Annotated in this window: 17 protein-coding genes; 13 read left to right on the top strand and 4 right to left on the bottom strand. The window is 66.1% G+C overall.

Annotation, left to right across the window (positions count from 1 at the left end; translation table 11 throughout):
* Positions 1-57: 57 nt before the first annotated feature.
* Entirely contained in the window at positions 58-579 is a 522-nt protein-coding gene (locus ACTJK0_RS11820; protein WP_440745277.1) for a nucleoside deaminase, read from the top strand.
* 2 nt (positions 580-581) lie between these two features.
* Positions 582-1,019 (top strand): thioredoxin, encoded by a 438-nt coding sequence (gene trxA / locus ACTJK0_RS11825; RefSeq protein ID WP_440745278.1) that lies wholly within the window; start codon positions 582-584, stop codon positions 1,017-1,019.
* Between the two features lie 82 nt (positions 1,020-1,101).
* On the opposite strand, the gene ACTJK0_RS11830 is transcribed toward trxA, so the two are convergent.
* Positions 1,102-2,259, bottom strand: a complete 1,158-nt coding sequence (locus ACTJK0_RS11830; RefSeq protein WP_440745279.1) for a pyridoxal phosphate-dependent aminotransferase — start codon at positions 2,257-2,259, stop codon at positions 1,102-1,104.
* Between the two features lie 137 nt (positions 2,260-2,396).
* On the opposite strand from ACTJK0_RS11830, the gene truB reads away from it, so the two are divergent.
* From truB to ACTJK0_RS11880, 10 genes are all read left to right on the top strand, one after another.
* A complete protein-coding gene (truB, locus tag ACTJK0_RS11835; RefSeq protein ID WP_440745280.1) occupies positions 2,397-3,332 on the top strand; it encodes a tRNA pseudouridine(55) synthase TruB in 936 nt (311 codons plus the stop codon).
* 2 nt (positions 3,333-3,334) lie between these two features.
* Positions 3,335-3,688 carry a hypothetical protein gene (locus ACTJK0_RS11840; RefSeq protein ID WP_440745281.1) on the top strand — a complete coding sequence of 118 codons (354 nt, stop codon included), beginning with the start codon at positions 3,335-3,337 and terminating at the stop codon, positions 3,686-3,688.
* Positions 3,689-3,707: 19 nt separating this feature from the next.
* On the top strand, positions 3,708-4,175 hold the full coding sequence (locus tag ACTJK0_RS11845; protein ID WP_440745282.1) for a hypothetical protein: 468 nt from the start codon (positions 3,708-3,710) through the stop codon (positions 4,173-4,175).
* 100 nt (positions 4,176-4,275) lie between these two features.
* The gene (locus ACTJK0_RS11850) at positions 4,276-5,259 is read left to right on the top strand and encodes a bifunctional riboflavin kinase/FAD synthetase (protein WP_440745283.1); all 984 of its coding nucleotides are present in this window, start codon (positions 4,276-4,278) and stop codon (positions 5,257-5,259) included.
* 53 nt (positions 5,260-5,312) lie between these two features.
* Entirely contained in the window at positions 5,313-6,167 is an 855-nt protein-coding gene (kynA, locus tag ACTJK0_RS11855; protein WP_440745284.1) for a tryptophan 2,3-dioxygenase, read from the top strand.
* A complete protein-coding gene (locus tag ACTJK0_RS11860) occupies positions 6,164-7,423 on the top strand; it encodes a kynureninase (RefSeq protein WP_440745285.1) in 1,260 nt (419 codons plus the stop codon). The genes kynA and ACTJK0_RS11860 overlap by 4 nt, the downstream gene beginning before the upstream one ends.
* 182 nt (positions 7,424-7,605) lie before the next feature.
* Complete coding sequence (gene rpsO / locus ACTJK0_RS11865; protein ID WP_110544802.1) at positions 7,606-7,875, top strand: 30S ribosomal protein S15; 270 nt, start codon at positions 7,606-7,608, stop codon at positions 7,873-7,875.
* Between the two features lie 241 nt (positions 7,876-8,116).
* A complete protein-coding gene (locus tag ACTJK0_RS11870; RefSeq protein ID WP_110544918.1) occupies positions 8,117-10,375 on the top strand; it encodes a polyribonucleotide nucleotidyltransferase in 2,259 nt (752 codons plus the stop codon).
* A gap of 106 nt (positions 10,376-10,481) precedes the next feature.
* Positions 10,482-11,825 carry a M16 family metallopeptidase gene (locus ACTJK0_RS11875; RefSeq protein WP_440745286.1) on the top strand — a complete coding sequence of 448 codons (1,344 nt, stop codon included), beginning with the start codon at positions 10,482-10,484 and terminating at the stop codon, positions 11,823-11,825.
* A gap of 179 nt (positions 11,826-12,004) precedes the next feature.
* Positions 12,005-12,403, top strand: a complete 399-nt coding sequence (locus ACTJK0_RS11880; RefSeq protein ID WP_440745287.1) for a DUF1579 domain-containing protein — start codon at positions 12,005-12,007, stop codon at positions 12,401-12,403.
* Between the two features lie 146 nt (positions 12,404-12,549).
* Here the strand turns inward: ACTJK0_RS11880 and ACTJK0_RS11885 are convergent, their stop codons facing one another.
* The 3 genes from ACTJK0_RS11885 to moaA all read right to left on the bottom strand — a co-directional run bounded on the left by ACTJK0_RS11885 (position 12,550) and on the right by moaA (position 15,738).
* A complete protein-coding gene (locus tag ACTJK0_RS11885; RefSeq protein WP_440745288.1) occupies positions 12,550-14,259 on the bottom strand; it encodes an HNH endonuclease signature motif containing protein in 1,710 nt (569 codons plus the stop codon).
* A 79-nt stretch (positions 14,260-14,338) separates the two neighbouring features.
* The gene (locus ACTJK0_RS11890; RefSeq protein ID WP_440745289.1) at positions 14,339-14,605 is read right to left on the bottom strand and encodes a MoaD/ThiS family protein; all 267 of its coding nucleotides are present in this window, start codon (positions 14,603-14,605) and stop codon (positions 14,339-14,341) included.
* Between the two features lie 5 nt (positions 14,606-14,610).
* Entirely contained in the window at positions 14,611-15,738 is a 1,128-nt protein-coding gene (moaA, locus tag ACTJK0_RS11895) for a GTP 3',8-cyclase MoaA (RefSeq protein ID WP_440745290.1), read from the bottom strand.
* Between the two features lie 163 nt (positions 15,739-15,901).
* Here moaA and ACTJK0_RS11900 point away from each other — a divergent pair, with 163 nt between their 5' ends.
* Positions 15,902-17,146, top strand: coding sequence for an integrase catalytic domain-containing protein (locus ACTJK0_RS11900; RefSeq protein WP_440744316.1), 1,245 nt, complete (start codon positions 15,902-15,904; stop codon positions 17,144-17,146).
* Positions 17,147-17,160: the final 14 nt, after the last annotated feature.

Consider the following 17,160-nt stretch of genomic DNA (forward strand, 5'->3'; position numbering starts at 1 on the left):
CCCCTTTGTGGCCCCCTTTTCGTCCCCCCAAGCTGCAGCCGTGGCTAGGATCGTGGTATGAACTCCGCGGACCAGGACAGCAGCTCCTTCCAGCACCTTGATCAGGGGAAAAACCCTGAATGGGTCGGATACCTCGAACAGGCCGTGGACCTGGCCACCCGGAACGTTGCCGAGGGCGGCGGCCCTTTTGGAGCCGTGGTGGTAACTCCTGACGGGCGCGTGCATGCCGGCGTCAACAGAGTGACACGGGACAATGACCCCACCGCCCACGCCGAAGTGGTGGCCATTCGGGCGGCAGCTGCGGCGACAGCGGACTTCGACCTCACCGGCTCCGTCCTCTACGCAAGCTGCGAGCCGTGCCCCATGTGCCTGGCCTCCGCACTCTGGGCCCGGATCGGCCGGGTCTACTTCGCTGCGGACCGTCACGGTGCTGCCGCAGCAGGCTTCGATGACGCACTCTTCTACGACTACTTCAATGGTGCCGCTCCGGAACTGATGCCGGTCACCAGGGGTGACATCCCGACGTCGGACGTCCCCTTCCAGGCCTGGCGCGCTTTCGATGGCAGGAAGGAATACTAGCCATGGAACCCACGCTCCTCAGCTGCCCGGCCTGCGGGAAGACCAACAGGGTGCCCGCACAGGCGGCCGGCCATCCCCGCTGCGGCAACTGCAAGGCGGACCTGCCCTGGATCGTGTCCGCAGGTGACAACGACTTCGCTGCCGTGGCCGAACAGTCATCGGTTCCGGTGCTGGTCGACTTCTGGGCCGCCTGGTGCGGGCCCTGCCGCATGGTCAGCCCGGTGCTGGACAAGCTGGCCCGGGAACGGCCCGGGAAGATCAAGTTGGTGAAGGTGGACGTGGATACCTCGCCCGGCCTCTCACGGCGCTTCGAGGTGCAGGCCATTCCCACGCTGATGGTGATCGTTGACGGGAAGGTCGCGGCCCGCCAGGCCGGGGCCGCGCCCGCGGAGGTCCTTCGGTCCTGGCTGGACAAGGCCCTCGCCGGCGCACGGAGTTAACCCGCCGGAGTTAAGCCGACAGGGACCGGAAACCTGCAGCCGGCCCCCGGGAATTAACCCAGGCCGGACATCACGGGGAACGTCAGGACAAGGCTGCCGGAAGCCGGGACACCCCTTCCAGCAGGTCCTCCTTCCTGCCGCACAGCGCGATCCGCACCCACCCCTCGCCTATGGAGCCGAAGGCGGTTCCCGGGGCCAGGGCCACACCCGAATCCGCCAGGAAGCGTCGCACCCAGGTCCGCACATCGCCGCCGGTCACATGGGACATGTCAGCCCACAGATAGAACGCACCCTGCGCCGGCAGGTAGCGGATCCCCTTCGCAGCCAGGACCGCGGAGGCGGCGTCCCGGTTTTCCCGGTAGTGCTGGTGCGCATGCCGGACGTAGTCCTGCGGCCCGGTCAGCGCCGCCAGCGCCGCGTACTGCGGGGCAGACGCCACGCAGGAGACGATGGACTCCATGACGTTGTCCATCTTCCGCTCAAGTCCCGGCGGGCAGATGAGCGCGCCGATCCGCAGCCCCGTCAGCCCGTAGGTCTTTGACAGCGTCAGAGACGTGAACACCCGTGCGTCTTCCGGCGTGCCGCCGTCGAACCGTGCGGGGCTGACGTGCGGGACGTCGTACGTGAACGCCTCATAGCACTCGTCCGAGATCACCCAGATATCGTGCCGGCGGGCCAGTTCCACCAGCTCCCGGACCAGGTCCCCACCGAGCACGGCACCGAGCGGGTTGGACGGCGAATTGAGCACCAGCACACGTGTGCGGGCGGTGATCAGGGCCGCCACGTCCGCCACCCGGGGCTGGAAGCCGTGGTCCGGGTGCAGGGGATATCCCACTGGAACGGCATTCAGCAGCCGGCTGGTCATGGCAAAGGTGGGGTAGCCAGGGTTGGGAATGAGGATCTCGTCACCGGGGGACAGCAGCAGGCTCATCGCGAAGTGCAGCCCCTGCTGCGCGCCGGACACCACGTAGACGCGGTCGGCCCCGACGTCCACGCCCTGCTCTTCCCGGAACCGGGCGGCGAACGCCTCGCGGAGGGCAGGGATCCCCGCGTTGGGCGTGTAGTTGGTCTCATCGCGGTCCAGGCAGGCGATACCGGCGTCAAGGACATGGCGGGGGAGGGGAAAGCCCGGCTCTCCGATGCTCAGCACCACGGCACCGGGAGTCCGCCAGGCGGCCTCGGTGATTTCGCGGATCTGGTTAACGGGCACGTCGCGGACATGGGCGGCAAGCTCAGGCATGCCAGCCATCCTAGCCGCCGGCCGCGCACCCTCCGCCCGCACCCGGTAACGGGCCTGCCCGGTTGCCTGCCGCCGTCGTCCGCTCCCCGCCGCCGCCCTGCACGGAGGCCCCAACCTGCGCCGATATACTGGGAGGCGTGCTTTCTGGACTGGTGATAGTGGACAAGCCGCAGGGATGGACCAGCCATGATGTGGTTGGCCGGATGCGGCGCCTCGCAGGTACCCGGAAAGTGGGGCACGCAGGCACCCTCGATCCGATGGCTACGGGCGTGCTGGTGCTGGGCATCAATAAGGCCACCCGGCTGCTGACCTACATCGTAGGGACCTCCAAGACCTACACCGCCACCATCCGGCTGGGCCAGTCCACCGTGACGGATGACGCCGAAGGCGAAGTCACCGCCACCACCAGCGCCGCCGGCGTCACCGACGAACAGATCCATAACGCCGTCGCAGGGCTCACGGGCGGCATCCAGCAGGTGCCCAGCAGCGTCAGCGCGATCAAGGTCAACGGTGAACGCGCCTACGCCCGGGTACGGTCCGGGGAGGACGTCAAGCTTGCCGCCCGTCCGGTCACCATTCACCGGTTCGACGTGCACACCGTACGCCGCGACGCCGAAGCGGGGGTCGTGGACCTGGACGTAACGGTCGAATGCTCCTCCGGGACCTACATCCGCGCCCTCGCCAGGGACCTCGGCAACACCCTTGGCGTCGGCGGCCACCTGACGGCACTGCGGCGCACCCAGGTTGGGCCATACACCCTGGACCAGGCGCGCACCCTGGAACAGCTGGCGGAAGAGCTCAACGTCCTGGACATGTCCCTTGCCGCCCGCGCCCTCATGCCCAACCGCGAGCTCACCGCGGAGGAAACCGCGGAGATTTCCTTTGGACGGCGGATCGGAGCCGGCCCGGCGGCAGGAACCTCCGGGGCCGCCACTGCAGAGCATCCGGCCGCGGCCTTTGCTCCCGACGGCACCCTGGTGGCGCTTCTCGCCGACGCGGGAAGCTACGCCAAGCCCGTGCTGGTCTTCGCCCCCGGCAATGGAGCGGCCGCACCCGCTGCCGCGGAGGCCTGAGCGTGGACGCATATTTTTGGATCATCCTCGTCGTCGGCCTGGTGTCCACACTGTTGTGCGCGGGCGCAGGAATCTTCAAGAAGGCGCCGAACGACGTGACCATCCTGTCCGTCGTGGCGGTGGAAGTGGCCCTGGTGGTTTACCTGGTAGGTTCCATCGTCCGGGTTGTGGCGGGCGAACCGATTGCCGGCGAGGCGTGGGAATTCTGGGGTTACATGGCCACCGCGATGCTGCTGCCGCCGGCGGCAATCTACTGGTCCATCCTGGAACGCACGCGGTGGAGCAACTTTGTCCTGGGAGCGGTCGGCGTCACGGCATTGGTGATGGCCGCCCGAATGAACCAGATCTGGTACTGAAGTGGGAGAAGCAGCACGTATGAAAGACCAGCAGCCCCAGGCGGGCACCGGCGAGGGACCCGTCCGCAATACCCGCAATACCGGTCCCGGCCGGCTGCTCATTGCGGTGTACGGGATCTTCGCCATTTCCGCCACCGCGCGGGCCGGCTACCAGATCCTCACCAAGTTCTCCGAAGCCCCGCTGGCATACGTGCTCTCGGCCTTCGCTGCCCTGGTATACGTGGTGGCCACGGTGTCGCTCGCCAAGGCGGGCACCACGTGGTTCAAGGTTTCCGTTGCCGCTGTCCTTGTTGAGCTCGCCGGCGTGCTGGTGGTGGGGACGCTGAGCATCCTGGACTCCGTGCAGTTTCCGCACGAGACCGTCTGGTCGCTTTTTGGCCGCGGGTACGGCTTCGTTCCGCTGCTGCTGCCCATCCTGGGCCTGGTATGGCTCTATCGGCGCCGTCCCTCCCTGGCCCGGCAGGCCCAGGCCGGGGCCGCGAAGTGACGGCAAAATCCGGGCAGCGAATCCGGGTAACCTTGAAGAGTTCGGCAGCCGGCATGGTTGACGGAACGTGGATGCTTGCAGGCAGCTTAAGGCGAGGGTGATGGTTTACATCTGGAACGATCCGTCCGATGTCCCGGCGGATTTCGGCCCATCTGTTGTCACTTTCGGCAACTTCGACGGTGTTCACCGGGGCCACCAGCAGGTGCTGTCCCAGCTGGTGCGTTCGGCCCGCCTCTCCCGTGCCAAGGCTGTGGCCATCACGTTCGATCCGCATCCCGCACTAATCCACCGGCCCGAATCCGCGCCGGACCTGATCATGGGCCTGGACGACAAGTTGGAAGCCCTGGGCGAGCTGGGCTTGGACGCCGTCCTGGTGGTCAAGTATTCCCTGGACCTGGCCAGCCTCACGGCCGAGGAGTTCGTGGAGCAGTACCTGGTGGACTGCCTGCACGCCAGCCACGTGGTGATCGGCCACGACGCCCGGTTCGGGCGGGCCAACTCGGGCGACCTGGACACCATGAAGGAGCTCGGTGAAAAGTTCGGCTTCGATGTGCAGGTCATCAGCGAGTTCGGCTCCGAAGGGTACCCCCTGCACGACGACGACGGCACGGACCGCCGCTGTTCCTCCACCTGGGTGCGCGAAGCCCTGCAAGAGGGAGACGTTGCCACGGCTGCGTCCGTCCTGGGCAGGCCGCACCGGATGCGTGGCGAGGTGGTGCACGGCGCGGCCCGGGGCAGGGCCCTTGGTTTTCCCACCGCGAACCTCGCCTCGGACGCCTCGGGCCTGATCCCGGCCGACGGTATATACGCCGGCTGGCTGGTGGACCAGGCCGGCAAGCGCTGGCCCGCGGCCATTTCGGTGGGCTCCAACCCCACGTTCGACGGCGTCAGCCGCCAGGTGGAGGCGCACGTCATCGACAGGCCGAAGGAAGCGGTGGAGGACTTCGATCTGTACGGCCAGACAGTAGTCATAGAATTCGTGCAGCGGCTCCGCGGCATGGTGGCCTACCGTGGCCCTGAGGCCCTGGTGGAACAAATGCGGCTGGACGTGGCCCAGGCCCACGAACTCCTGGGCGGCCGCTGACTGCTGCCTCGCACGGGCGGCAACAACCGGGTGACAACAAAGAAAGGCAGCACGTGTCCGTCGAAAAGAACACCCGCAAGCTCGATAAGGGGATCGTCCGCGACTTCAGCTCACGGATGAGCTATGCCTCCTACCTGCAGCTTCCCACCCTGCTCAGTGCGCAGCAGCCGGTCAGCCAGCCCGAACACCACGATGAGCTGCTGTTCATCATCCAGCACCAGACCACGGAGCTGTGGCTGAAACTGGTGCTCCATGAACTGCGCAGTGCCGCCGCCTGGCTCCGCAATGACGACCTGGGGTCGGCGCTCAAGGGCATTGCCAGGGTCAAGCACATTCAAAAGACCCTCACCGAACAGTGGTCGGTGCTGGCCACCCTGACGCCTACCGAGTACTCCCAGTTCCGCGGGTTCCTTGGCAACTCCTCTGGCTTCCAGTCCGCTCAGTACCGGGCCGTGGAGTTCGTCCTGGGCAACAAGAACCGCAAAATGCTGCCTGTCTTCGAGTCCGACCCCGAGGCCCACGCCATGCTCGAGGAGATGCTGGCCGCGCCCAGCATCTACGACGAGTTCCTGGCCTATCTCTCCCGGCAGGGCTTCGACGTACCGCCCTCCGTCCTTGACCGGGACGTGACCCGCGCCCACGAGTTCGCCCCGGAACTGGTGCCGCTCTTCAAGCACATCTACGAAAACGCGGCGGACAACTGGGCGGCCTACGAGGCGTGCGAGGAACTGGTGGACCTGGAGGACAACTTCCAGCTGTGGCGGTTCCGGCACCTGCGCACCGTCCAGCGGACCATCGGCATGAAGACGGGCACCGGCGGCTCCAGCGGTGTCACCTTCCTGCAGAAGGCCCTGGAACTGACGTTCTTCCCGGAACTATTCGCTGTCAGGACGGAGATCGGACAATGAGCATCCACCAGGAAAACCCCACTGAAGTGACCGCCGAAGAGCTCCGTGGCCGGGCCGAAGAGCTCGACCGGCGGGATGCGCTGGCCCGCTACCGGGACCACTTCATCGGCACGGAGACGCCCCTGTCCTACCTGGACGGCAACTCCCTCGGCCGCCCCTTGAAGCGGACGGCGGACGACGTCGCCGGTTTTGTCAGGGACGAGTGGGGTGGCCGCCTCATCCGCGGCTGGGACGAACAATGGCTCAACATGCCGCAGGCCATCGGTGACCAGCTGGGCCGGGCCGTCCTCGGCGCTGCCCCGGGACAAACGATCATCGCCGATTCCACCACTGTGGTGCTCTATAAAATCATCCGCGCAGCGCTTGCCGCCGTCCAGGACCCGGACCGCAACGAACTGGTGCTGGATACCGAAAATTTCCCTACCGACCGCTACCTCGTGGAGGGCATCGCGCTCGAGGAAGGCCTGACCCTTCGCTGGATCGAGCCGGATCCCGTTGGCGGGGTGACCCTTGACCAGGTGCGCCAGGCCACCGGGCCGCGCACCGCCGTCGTCCTGCTCAGCCAGATCGCCTACCGCTCGGGCCACCTTGCGGACCTGCCGGGGATCACCGCGGCCGTGCACGACGCCGGCGCGCTGGTGGTGTGGGACCTTTGCCATTCTGCGGGGTCGGTGGAGATCGGCCTGGACAGTGCGGACGTCGACTTCGCAGCGGGCTGCACTTACAAATACCTCAACGGGGGGCCCGGCTCACCGGCCTTCGCCTATGTCAATGCCCGGCACCTGCCCACCCTCAACCAGCCGATCTGGGGCTGGATGGGCCGCAAGGACGCCTTCGAGATGGCCGCAGGCTACGAACCCGCTGCCGGTATCCGCGGTTTCCTCAGCGGCACCCCCGCCATTTTCGGCATGATCGCCATGCAGGGCACCCTGGACCTCATCGAGGAAGCCTCGATGGCTGCCATCCGGGCGAAGTCCGTGGACCTCACCGCCTTCGCGGTGGAGGTATTCGACGCCTGGCTGGCCCCGCTGGGAGCCACGCTTGCCACTCCGCGGAACCCGGGGGAGCGGGGCGGGCACATCACCGTGGACCACCCGGACTTCACCAAAGCCACAGTGGAGTCCCTCTGGGACGGTGACGTCATACCGGACTTCCGGTCTCCGCATGGCATCCGGATTGGGTTGTCGCCGCTGAGCACCAGCTTCACCGAAGTACTGCAGGGCATGGCGGCCGTTCGGGACCACCTGCGGAGCTGACCGCACTGTTTCGACAAGGTTAGGCCCGGGCCGGTAAACTGGGCGATGGATCCGGCTGCAGTCCGTGGCGGCTGGTTCCTGTTGTTGGCGGCCGCCCCCGGTTTTCCGGGCGCGACGCACGCGGCAGACCCGGCAGTGAGTTTCTGACCTGGGCCCTCACGGCACATTCCCAAGGAGTTATTGTGGCACTTGACGCCGCTGTAAAGCAGTCCATCATCACGGAGTACGCAACCACCGAAGGCGACACCGGTTCACCCGAGGTCCAGGTTGCCGTTCTGACCCAGCGGATCAAGGATCTGACTGAGCACATGAAGGAGCACAAGCACGACTACCACACCCAGCGCGGTCTGCTGGCCATGGTTGGTCGTCGCAAGCGTATGCTGAGCTACCTCAAGAAGACTGACATCGCCCGCTACCGTTCGCTCATCGAGCGCCTCGGCCTGCGCCGCTAGTCTGGCTTTGGGGCGGCCCTTTCCATCCGGAACGGGCCGCCTTCTTCACCTAAAACTAAACAGGAGGATCAACCGCATCACGCATTCGCGGTCCTCGGTAGTGATCTCCGGGAACGGCTTCGTCGACTGAAGCCGACGGCCCGTGGGTCTCGATCGATGACCGGGTGCAGGGCCAGTAGACAGATGCTGGGCTGGGTTGATGCGGCTGGACTTCCGTGAAACAGAAACGGAGGTGACTCTCTTGGAGGGTCCCGAAATCCAGTTCTCAGAGGCTGTCATTGACAATGGCCGCTTCGGCAAGCGCGTAATCCGCTTTGAAACCGGCCGCCTCGCCAAGCAGGCCGCCGGCGCAGCCATGGTGTACATCGATGATGACACCGCCCTGCTGTCCGCCACCACGGCCGGCAAGCACCCGCGGGAAGGCTTCGACTTCTTCCCGCTGACGGTCGACGTCGAAGAGCGCATGTACGCCGCGGGCCGCATCCCGGGCTCGTTCTTCCGCCGCGAAGGCCGCCCGTCCACCGAGGCCATCCTGGCCTGCCGCCTCATGGACCGCCCCCTGCGCCCCGCGTTCATCAAGGGCCTGCGCAACGAGGTCCAGATCGTGGTCACCGTCCTGGCCATCAACCCGGACGAGCTGTACGACGTCGTGGCCATCAACGCCTCCTCCATGTCCACCCAGCTCTCCGGCCTTCCGTTCTCCGGCCCCATCGGCGGCGTCCGCGTTGCCCTGGTCGCGGACGAAAACGGCTCGCAGTGGGTCGCGTTCCCCAAGCACTCCCAGCTGGAGAACTCCGTATTCAACATGGTGGTGGCCGGCCGCGTTGCCGGTGACGACGTCGCCATCATGATGGTTGAGGCCGAAGCCACCGACAACTCCTGGAACCTCATCAAGGAACAGGGCGCCACCGCCCCCACCGAAGAGGTTGTGGCTGAGGGCCTCGAGGCTGCCAAGCCGTTCATCAAGGCACTCTGCGACGCACAGGCCGACCTTGCCGCCCGCGCCGCCAAGCCCACCGTGGAGTTCCCGGTCTTCCTGGACTACGAGGACGACGCTTACGCCGCCGTCGAATCCGCTGCTGCCGAAAAGCTTGCCGCCGTCTTCCAGATCGCCGACAAGCAGGAACGCGACAACGCCTCCGACGCCCTCAAGGACGAAGTCCTGGCCAACCTGGCCGGCCAGTTCGAAGGCCGCGAGAAGGAACTGTCCGCAGCGTTCCGCTCGGTCACCAAGCACGTGGTGCGCCAGCGCATCCTCAAGGACCAGGTCCGCATCGACGGCCGTGGCCTGACGGACATCCGCCAGCTCACCGCCGAGGTCGAGGTCCTGCCCCGCGTCCACGGCTCCGCCATCTTCGAACGCGGCGAAACCCAGATCATGGGCGTCACCACGCTGAACATGCTGAAGATGGAACAGCAGATCGACTCCCTGTCGCCGGTAACGCGCAAGCGCTACATGCACAACTACAACTTCCCGCCGTACTCCACCGGTGAAACCGGCCGCGTGGGCTCGCCCAAGCGCCGCGAAATCGGCCACGGTGCACTGGCAGAGCGCGCCCTGGTGCCCGTCCTGCCGTCCCGCGAGGAATTCCCGTACGCCATCCGCCAGGTATCCGAGGCCCTCGGTTCCAACGGTTCGACGTCGATGGGTTCCGTCTGCGCCTCCACGCTGTCCCTGCTGAACGCCGGTGTGCCCCTGAAGGCAGCCGTCGCGGGCATCGCCATGGGCCTGGTCTCCGACCAGGTTGACGGCCAGACCCGTTACGCCGCCCTGACCGACATCCTCGGTGCCGAAGATGCCTTCGGTGACATGGACTTCAAGGTTGCCGGTACCTCCGAGTTCGTCACGGCAATCCAGCTGGACACCAAGCTCGACGGCATCCCCGCTTCCGTCCTGGCAGCAGCGCTGAAGCAGGCCCGCGAGGCGCGCCTGCACATCCTCGAGGTCATCAACTCGGCGATTGACACCCCGGACGAGCTCTCCGAGTTCGCTCCGCGCGTCATCGCGGTGAAGATCCCCGTGGACAAGATCGGCGAGGTCATCGGCCCCAAGGGCAAGATGATCAACCAGATCCAGGAGGACACCGGCGCCGACATCTCCATCGAGGACGACGGCACCGTCTACATTGGCGCCACGAACGGTCCGTCTGCCGACGCAGCACGCTCCGCGATCAACGCCATTGCCAACCCGCAGGTTCCGGAAATCGGCGAACGCTACCTGGGTACGGTCGTCAAGACCACCACCTTCGGTGCCTTCGTCTCCCTGACCCCGGGCAAGGACGGCCTCCTGCACATCTCCGAGCTCCGCAAGCTGGCCAATGGCAAGCGCGTGGACAACGTGGAGGACGTCGTTTCCGTCGGCCAGAAGGTCCAGGTGGAAATCACCAAGATCGACGACCGCGGTAAGCTCTCCCTTGCCCCCGTGGTTGCCGAGGAAGAGGCTCCGGCCGACACCGAGCGCGCCCACACCGAGGAGCCGGCTGAAGGCGCTGACGTCTAACAGCCCGGGCCTCCCGGCATAAAGCATGAATCGGCGGGACCGGTGGATGANTCCCGCCGCTGTTACGATGGCAGCCAGATCCGGCTGCCCGTCCTGAAAGGCATCAATGACTGTTGTACCCCTGCCGCTTGAGCAGAACCACGCCGGCGACACCTTGGTCCACGGCTCCGACGGCGGGTCCGAGGTCCGGCGTTCAGTGCTGCCCGGGGGAGTACGGGTGCTCACGGAGGCAATGCCGGGGCAACGGTCAGCCACCATCGGCTTCTGGGTCGGTGTCGGCTCCCGGGACGAGGCTCCCGGGCAGCACGGCTCCACCCACTTCCTGGAGCACCTCCTGTTCAAGGGAACCAAGCGGCGCACGGCCCTTGAGATAGCCTCGGCGTTTGACGAGGTGGGCGGGGAATCGAACGCGGCCACCGCCAAGGAAAGCACCTGCTACTTCGCCCGCGTCCTGGATTCGGACCTGCCTATGGCGATCGACGTGATTGCGGACATGATCACCGGGGCCGTCCTTGATCCTGACGAGATGGAGCAGGAACGGGACGTCATCCTTGAGGAAATTGCGATGGACAGCGATGACCCCACCGACGTTGCGCACGAACACTTTGTCGCCGCGGTTCTTGGCAGCCACCCCCTGGGCCGGCCTATTGGCGGGACCCCGGCCGCGATCAAGGCCGTGGCCAGGGATTCCGTCTGGGAGCACTACCGCCGGTACTACAAGCCCGAGGAACTGGTCATCACGGCGGCCGGCGGGCTTGAACACGACGTGGTGTGCGGGCTTGTGGTGGACGCCCTTGAATCAGCCGGCTGGTTGCTTGAACCCAAAGCGTCACCGGTCAAGCGCCGTTCCACCGAGCGGGCCGTCATCACGGGAACCGCCGGGCTCCACGTGGTGAAGCGTGCGGTGGAGCAGGCGAATATCATCATGGGTTGCCCCACCATCGTTGCCACGGACGAACGCCGTTACGTGATGAGCGTCCTCAACGCCGTCCTGGGCGGCGGCATGTCCTCACGGCTCTTCCAGGAAATCCGCGAAAAGCGCGGCCTGGTGTACTCCACTTACTCCTTTGCCTCGTCCTACGCAGACGCCGGCTATTTCGGCATGTATGCGGGCTGCACGCCGTCCAAGGTCAGGCAGGTGCTGGACCTGCTGGGAGTGGAACTCGAGAAGCTCGCCGAACACGGAATTTCCGACGACGAGCTCCGCAAGGCGGTAGGCCAGCTTGGCGGCGGCATTGTCCTGGCCCTGGAGGACACCGGGTCACGGATGTCCCGGCTGGGCCGCGCTGAGCTCGTCTCCGGGGAGTACCAGGATATCGACGAGACCCTGCGCCTCATCAAGGCCGTCACCACGGAGCAGGTCCAGGAGCTTGCTGCTGAGCTCGCCGCCGCACCACGGACCGTCACTGTTGTGGGTCCCTTCGAGGAGAACGAGACTTTCGGGCTGTAAGAGGCTGGCCACGGTCCCCTGGAGAGGCCATCCTGAGGTATGGATGAACTTGGGCAGGCGGCGTCGTGGCGATAAAAGGGCCGGGAACGCAACGCGGACATCCCGCGCTTTCTGGCCTGCTCGGCCACTGGCGGGGGACGACGCGGGTTGCGGCCGGTCCATGGGGGCCGGAGCGCAGCGTGGAAGCTGAAGTGACCTACAGCCAGGTGGCTGCCGGCCAGGGAGTGGTCCAGAGCTACCGGCATGTTGAACCCGACGGCAGCCATTTCGAAGGCCACGGCATCTTCACGGTGGACCCCGTCCATCATGATGTGCTGTGGTACTACGTGGATAACTCCGGCGTCCCTCCCGGCGCCGCTGCACGTTGCACCTGGCAGGACCATGTCCTCCGCGTCGAACGTCACGGCCTCGGGGGCTGGACACGCCACTCCATCTGGGTCCAGGACGAGGTCCTGACCCACCTCACCGAACTGAGGTCAGCAGCCGGGGACGACGGCGGGGATGCGCCGGATGCAGGCACCAACGGAAAAGGTTCGACTTACAGGCCGTTCATGCGTTCGGTCTTCCATAAGGCATAGCCGTTGCCGATCAGGACTCCTGGCCCCAGGCATCCTGCATGTGGACCTTGGGACACCGCCGCACAACGGCGAAGCTCACCCCGGCAGGCCTACAAGGGAAGGCCGACAACGGAAGGGCTACAACGCCAGGTCTACAACGGAGCTTCCTACGACAACAGGGATGCGTCCTGTTGGGGGTCAGGTGGCAAGAGGAACGGCGTGGAGTAGAAGGCTTCCCACAGGGGATCCTCCGCCGGAACCTGGTCTGGATCGAGCATGGTGTTCCCCGGTGGTTCCTCGGGTGGCGGATCCGGCCACGCGGGCATCCCGGCGAGGATCTGGTGCCAGTGCAGATCCTCCAGTTCCTGTGATCCCAGATCGTGCACTTGGTCAGGCCGGCCTGACGGTTGCGGCGCAGCGATCAGCTCCGGTGGAGTCGTGGCATGGGGCAGCGTGCTTTCGACAGTGGGCCTCGCACCAGTGTCCGGCAGGGTGCTTGGTGGCCAGTGGGTTGGTTCGGGGGTGGGGTGTTCGGGTTTGTAGTGCCTGCCGGTGGGTGAGGTCCAGCCGGGTGGCTCGTTTGGGGTTGCGGCATCGGGGGTCCAGTGGCTGTTGTGTTTGAGCCGGTGGTGTTTGGGGCAGAGCTGGGCCAGGTTGGTGATCCCGGTGCTTCCCCCGTGTTCCCAGGCGGTCCCATGATCGGTGTCGTTGTCGGGGGTGTGGTTGCTGCAGCCGGGGAAGGTGCACTTCCGGTCGCGCATCCTGATCCATTGTTTGATGGTCTCGGTGAGCCGGTAGCGGGTGCGGCCGATCTCCAGGGGTGCCCCGTCGCGGGGGTCGACCAGGACCCGGTAGAACGAATCCGCCCCGTCGGCGACGAGTTTCCGCGCCATCGATGCCGGGATGGGACCGTAGCCGTCCAGTTCCGCGGGCTCATCCGTGACACCGAGCAGTGCGAACACGGGCACGGTGACCAGGACATCGGCGCGCGGGGTGGGGACCTTTCCAAGCTCGGCCGTGTTTGCGTCAGTTTCGCCCCCGGCGGTTCCGGCGCCCAGCAGGAGGGATGCGGCGATGTCGGGGCGGAGTTGGGTGAGGGTGCGGGTTTCGTCGGGGCTTTGGAGTCCGCGTGCGGTGGCGGTGGTGCGGTTCCAGATGGCCGATGCGGTGTCTCCGGGCAGGTAGAGGGAGAGCCAGGCCATGCTGTCCCGGTCGGGCGCGTATTCCATCCGCCGGTCAGCCACACCCTTTGCATGGCGCTTCTCGATCGATTCCGGGTGGTGGCGTTCCCGCCAGGCACGGACCTTGGCCCGGAACCGGGAGGGGACGAGTTCACCGGGGGCTGCGCCGCGGGCCGGGCTGGGTGCCTCGGGGTCGAAGAAGTGCGCCACCAGCCCGGCGGCGCCGGCAGGGGTGAGGCCCTCGGTTTCGTCCGCAACGATGCGGGCGTGCTGCCAGGACATCTCCCCGGCGGCCAACACGTCCATCACCGGCGGCAGGGTGCAGACGCGGCGGGACTGGTCCACCAGGGCGCCGGCAGCTGGGGAGCTGATGGTCAGGATCCCGGCGATCTCTTCCACGGCCGCCATTTCGGCGTAGGTCCGCTCGTGCACGGGGGCGTCCGGGGCAAGCATCGCGTGTTGGATCTCAACGGCGTCGGCAACATCATGGGCTTTCACCGCGGCGAGCTGGCCCTCGAGCCGTTTCACCACGTCCAGCCGTTCCAGCCGCAGTTCGTACCGCCGCTGCAACACATCAACGTCAGTGCCACCATGAGCGCCGGAAGCCAGAACAGCATCCTCAAGGTCCAGCGCATCAAGGACAGCAACAGAGGCAGAGATACCCTCCATCACTGCCCCAACACCGCCGATTCCCATACCCACATCATCCAACGAGGGTCCGACATTCAGTGTCGAAGGGGCTGCCGGAAGGCTCCGGCTTACCCTTAACCGCCGGCTAACCGCCGGCGAACGGGGGCAGCACGTCCACCACGTCGTCGGGGCCCAGAACCGTTGCCTGGTCCCGGACCGCCACTTCGTTGAGCAGGAAGCTGCTGCGCGAGAGCAGCCGCATCAGCGGGGGCGTGCCGGCCGGCGGTTCGGGCCGGTCAACGGCCGCAACAACCTGCAGCAGTTCCGCCACGGTGGACCCCTCCGGCAGGTCGAACTTCTCTTCCTCGAACCCGGCGGCAGCGCGCGCGGCAGCGAAGTAACGTACAAGCATCCCGGTCAGCCCCCGATAGCGCTCATGCTGCGGTCCGGCTGGACGAAGTCCGGAGCGTCGAGTCCCACGTGGTCCATGCCGTGGGCTTTTGGTTTGATCCACATGGCGTCCTGCCAGCGCTGCGCCAGATCATCGTCCGACGCGCCTGAACGCAGCAAGCCGAGCAGATCGTACTCTTCGCGCGAGAACAGGCAGCTCATGATTTTGCCTTCGGCGGTGATGCGGGTGCGCCGGCAGTCGGAGCAAAACGGCTCGGTCACGGAGGCGATGATGCCAACGGTTCCCAGCACGGGACCATCCTCAGGCACTTGACCGACCACCCGCCGTCGTACGTCAAAACGTTCCGCCGGGGCGCCGTCACGGGCCCGCCGGTCAGGACTGAGCACAAAGTCACGGGAAAGCAGTTCGCGGATCTCGGCGGCGGTGATCATGTTGCGCCGGGTCCAGCCGTGGTCGGCGTCCAGCGGCATCTGCTCAATGAACCGCAGCTCGTATCCCCGGTCCAGGGCCCAGGCCAGCAGTTTAGGTGCCTCTGCATCATTGATGCCGCGCATCAGCACCGCGTTCAGTTTTACAGGCCCCAGGCCGGCCGCCCACGCCGCATCCACACCCGCGAGCACCTGATTAAGGAACGGCCTCCGCGTCAGTTTGGCAAAGGTCTCTTCGTGCAGGGAGTCCAGCGAGACGTTAATGCGGGTCAGTCCCGCCGCCTTGAGCGCTGCCGCCTTCTTCGCCAGGCCAACGCCGTTAGTGGTCATGGAGATCGGCAGGTCCGGGTGGTTCCGGCGCAGGGCCGCGATGATGTCCACAAGATCGTGCCTGACCAGAGGCTCCCCGCCCGTCAGGCGGAGTTCACGGACCCCCAGCTGATCCACGCCCACGCGGACAATGCGGACGATCTCATCCGCGGACATCACTGCCTGTTTTGCCAGCCACTCCAGCCCTTCCGCGGGCATGCAGTAGGTGCACCTCAGGTTGCACTTGTCCGTAAGGGACAGCCTCATGTCGGTGGCGCGGCGGCCGTACCGGTCCACGAGGCCTGCCGGCGCATCGGTGGGCCGGCGCCCGGGAACGCCGGGCAGCGCGGATGCTGCTTCCTCCCGCGGCTGGGGCATACCTAGCTGGACACTCATGAATTCAGGCTACGCCACGTTGAGCTGCGGATCACACTCATCGCGTTGACTCGTAAATAACCTCCGCGAAGGGGGATACGTTGCCTCATTAATAATCCTCCGCTTGGGTTGGCGGTTGCCGGGGTGGGCGGATGGAGGCTAGGCCGGGTGGATGGGATTGACGATGGCTGAGCGCAAGGCCGTGACGAAGCAGCTGGCCAGGTCCTATCGGGCCGGGGACAGGGTCCGGAAGGGAAGAATCCTGGACGAGGTCGTGGAGTTGACCGGCTGGCACCGGGATCATGCCCGGGCGGTGCTTCGGCATGCTTTGGACCCTCCGCGGCCCAGGCCGGTCAGGCCCGGCCGGGCACCGGTATACGGGGCGGATCTGCAGCCTGCTCTGGTGTTCTGCTGGGCGGTGCTGCGCGCTCCTGCCGGAAGGCTGCTGGCGGCGGTGATGCCAGAACTCGTCCCGATGCTGCGCGACGAGAAGGCCCTGGACATCACGGACGCCCAGGCGCAGCTGCTCGGGCGGATGAGCGCAGCCACGATCGACAGGCGCCTGGCCGGGGAACGGGCCAAGCTGCTGCCGCGGGGCCGGTCCCACACCAAACCCGGATCGCTGCTCAAGTCCCAGATTCCGATCCGCACGTGGGCTCAGTGGGATGACGCCGTGCCCGGCTTTGTGGAGATCGATCTGGTCGGCCATGAGGGCTCGAACAGTTCCGGACAGTACTGCTTCACGCTCACCGTCACGGACATCGCCACTGGATGGACGGTGAACAGGTCCGTGCCCAACAAGGCCCAGAGGCATGTCTTCGCTGCCCTCCAGCAAGCCATCTCTGCCTTCCCGTTCCCGGTGATCGGCATCGATTCGGACAACGGAGGAGAGTTCATCAACAACGATCTTTTCGACTTCTGCCAGGAACAACGGATCACTTTCACCCGCTCACGTCCGTATAACAAGAACGACGGGGCCCACGTCGAGCAGAAAAACTGGTCGAGGGTCCGTGAGCTGGTGGGCTACCTGCGCTACGACACCGCCGCGGAACTTGCGCTGCTGAACCAAATCTGGGAGCTGGACCGTACCTTCACCAACTACCTGCTTCCCCAGCAGAAGCTCGTATCCAAGACCCGCCACGGGGCCACGGTGACAAAGATCCATGACGCGCCGGCGACCCCCCACCGCCGCGCGGCCGCCGATCCTCACACCGAAAGGAAGGCGGCAACCCGCATGAACGCCGAGTACCGGAAAGTCAGACCCGCGGCCCTGTCCCGGCAGATCCTGGCCCTCACCGGGCAACTCGGAACCCTCGCCACCGCCAAGCAGCCAGCGCCCATCAAACCGCCAGTCAACGAGGACTGGAACCGCCGACCCAACCGGAGGTTTTCCAATGAGGCAACGTATGCCCCTTCGCGGAGGTATTGACATGAGGCAACAGG

Source organism: Paenarthrobacter sp. 22069 (genome assembly GCF_052046035.1).
GTDB lineage: Bacteria > Actinomycetota > Actinomycetes > Actinomycetales > Micrococcaceae > Arthrobacter.

Excerpts from the sequence above, each read along its gene's own strand:
- ACTJK0_RS11860 (WP_440745285.1), top strand. The coding sequence starts at position 6,164 with ATGAGCATCCACCAGGAAAACCCCACTGAAGTGACCGCCGAAGAGCTC.
- ACTJK0_RS11885 (WP_440745288.1), bottom strand. The coding sequence starts at position 14,259 with ATGGGAATCGGCGGTGTTGGGGCAGTGATGGAGGGTATCTCTGCCTCT.
- ACTJK0_RS11845 (WP_440745282.1), top strand. The coding sequence starts at position 3,708 with ATGAAAGACCAGCAGCCCCAGGCGGGCACCGGCGAGGGACCCGTCCGC.
- moaA (WP_440745290.1), bottom strand. The coding sequence starts at position 15,738 with ATGAGTGTCCAGCTAGGTATGCCCCAGCCGCGGGAGGAAGCAGCATCC.
- ACTJK0_RS11850 (WP_440745283.1), top strand. The coding sequence starts at position 4,276 with ATGGTTTACATCTGGAACGATCCGTCCGATGTCCCGGCGGATTTCGGC.
- ACTJK0_RS11900 (WP_440744316.1), top strand. The coding sequence starts at position 15,902 with ATGGCTGAGCGCAAGGCCGTGACGAAGCAGCTGGCCAGGTCCTATCGG.
- ACTJK0_RS11820 (WP_440745277.1), top strand. The coding sequence starts at position 58 with ATGAACTCCGCGGACCAGGACAGCAGCTCCTTCCAGCACCTTGATCAG.
- trxA (WP_440745278.1), top strand. The coding sequence starts at position 582 with ATGGAACCCACGCTCCTCAGCTGCCCGGCCTGCGGGAAGACCAACAGG.
- ACTJK0_RS11875 (WP_440745286.1), top strand. The coding sequence starts at position 10,482 with ATGACTGTTGTACCCCTGCCGCTTGAGCAGAACCACGCCGGCGACACC.
- ACTJK0_RS11890 (WP_440745289.1), bottom strand. The coding sequence starts at position 14,605 with ATGCTTGTACGTTACTTCGCTGCCGCGCGCGCTGCCGCCGGGTTCGAG.
- ACTJK0_RS11830 (WP_440745279.1), bottom strand. The coding sequence starts at position 2,259 with ATGCCTGAGCTTGCCGCCCATGTCCGCGACGTGCCCGTTAACCAGATC.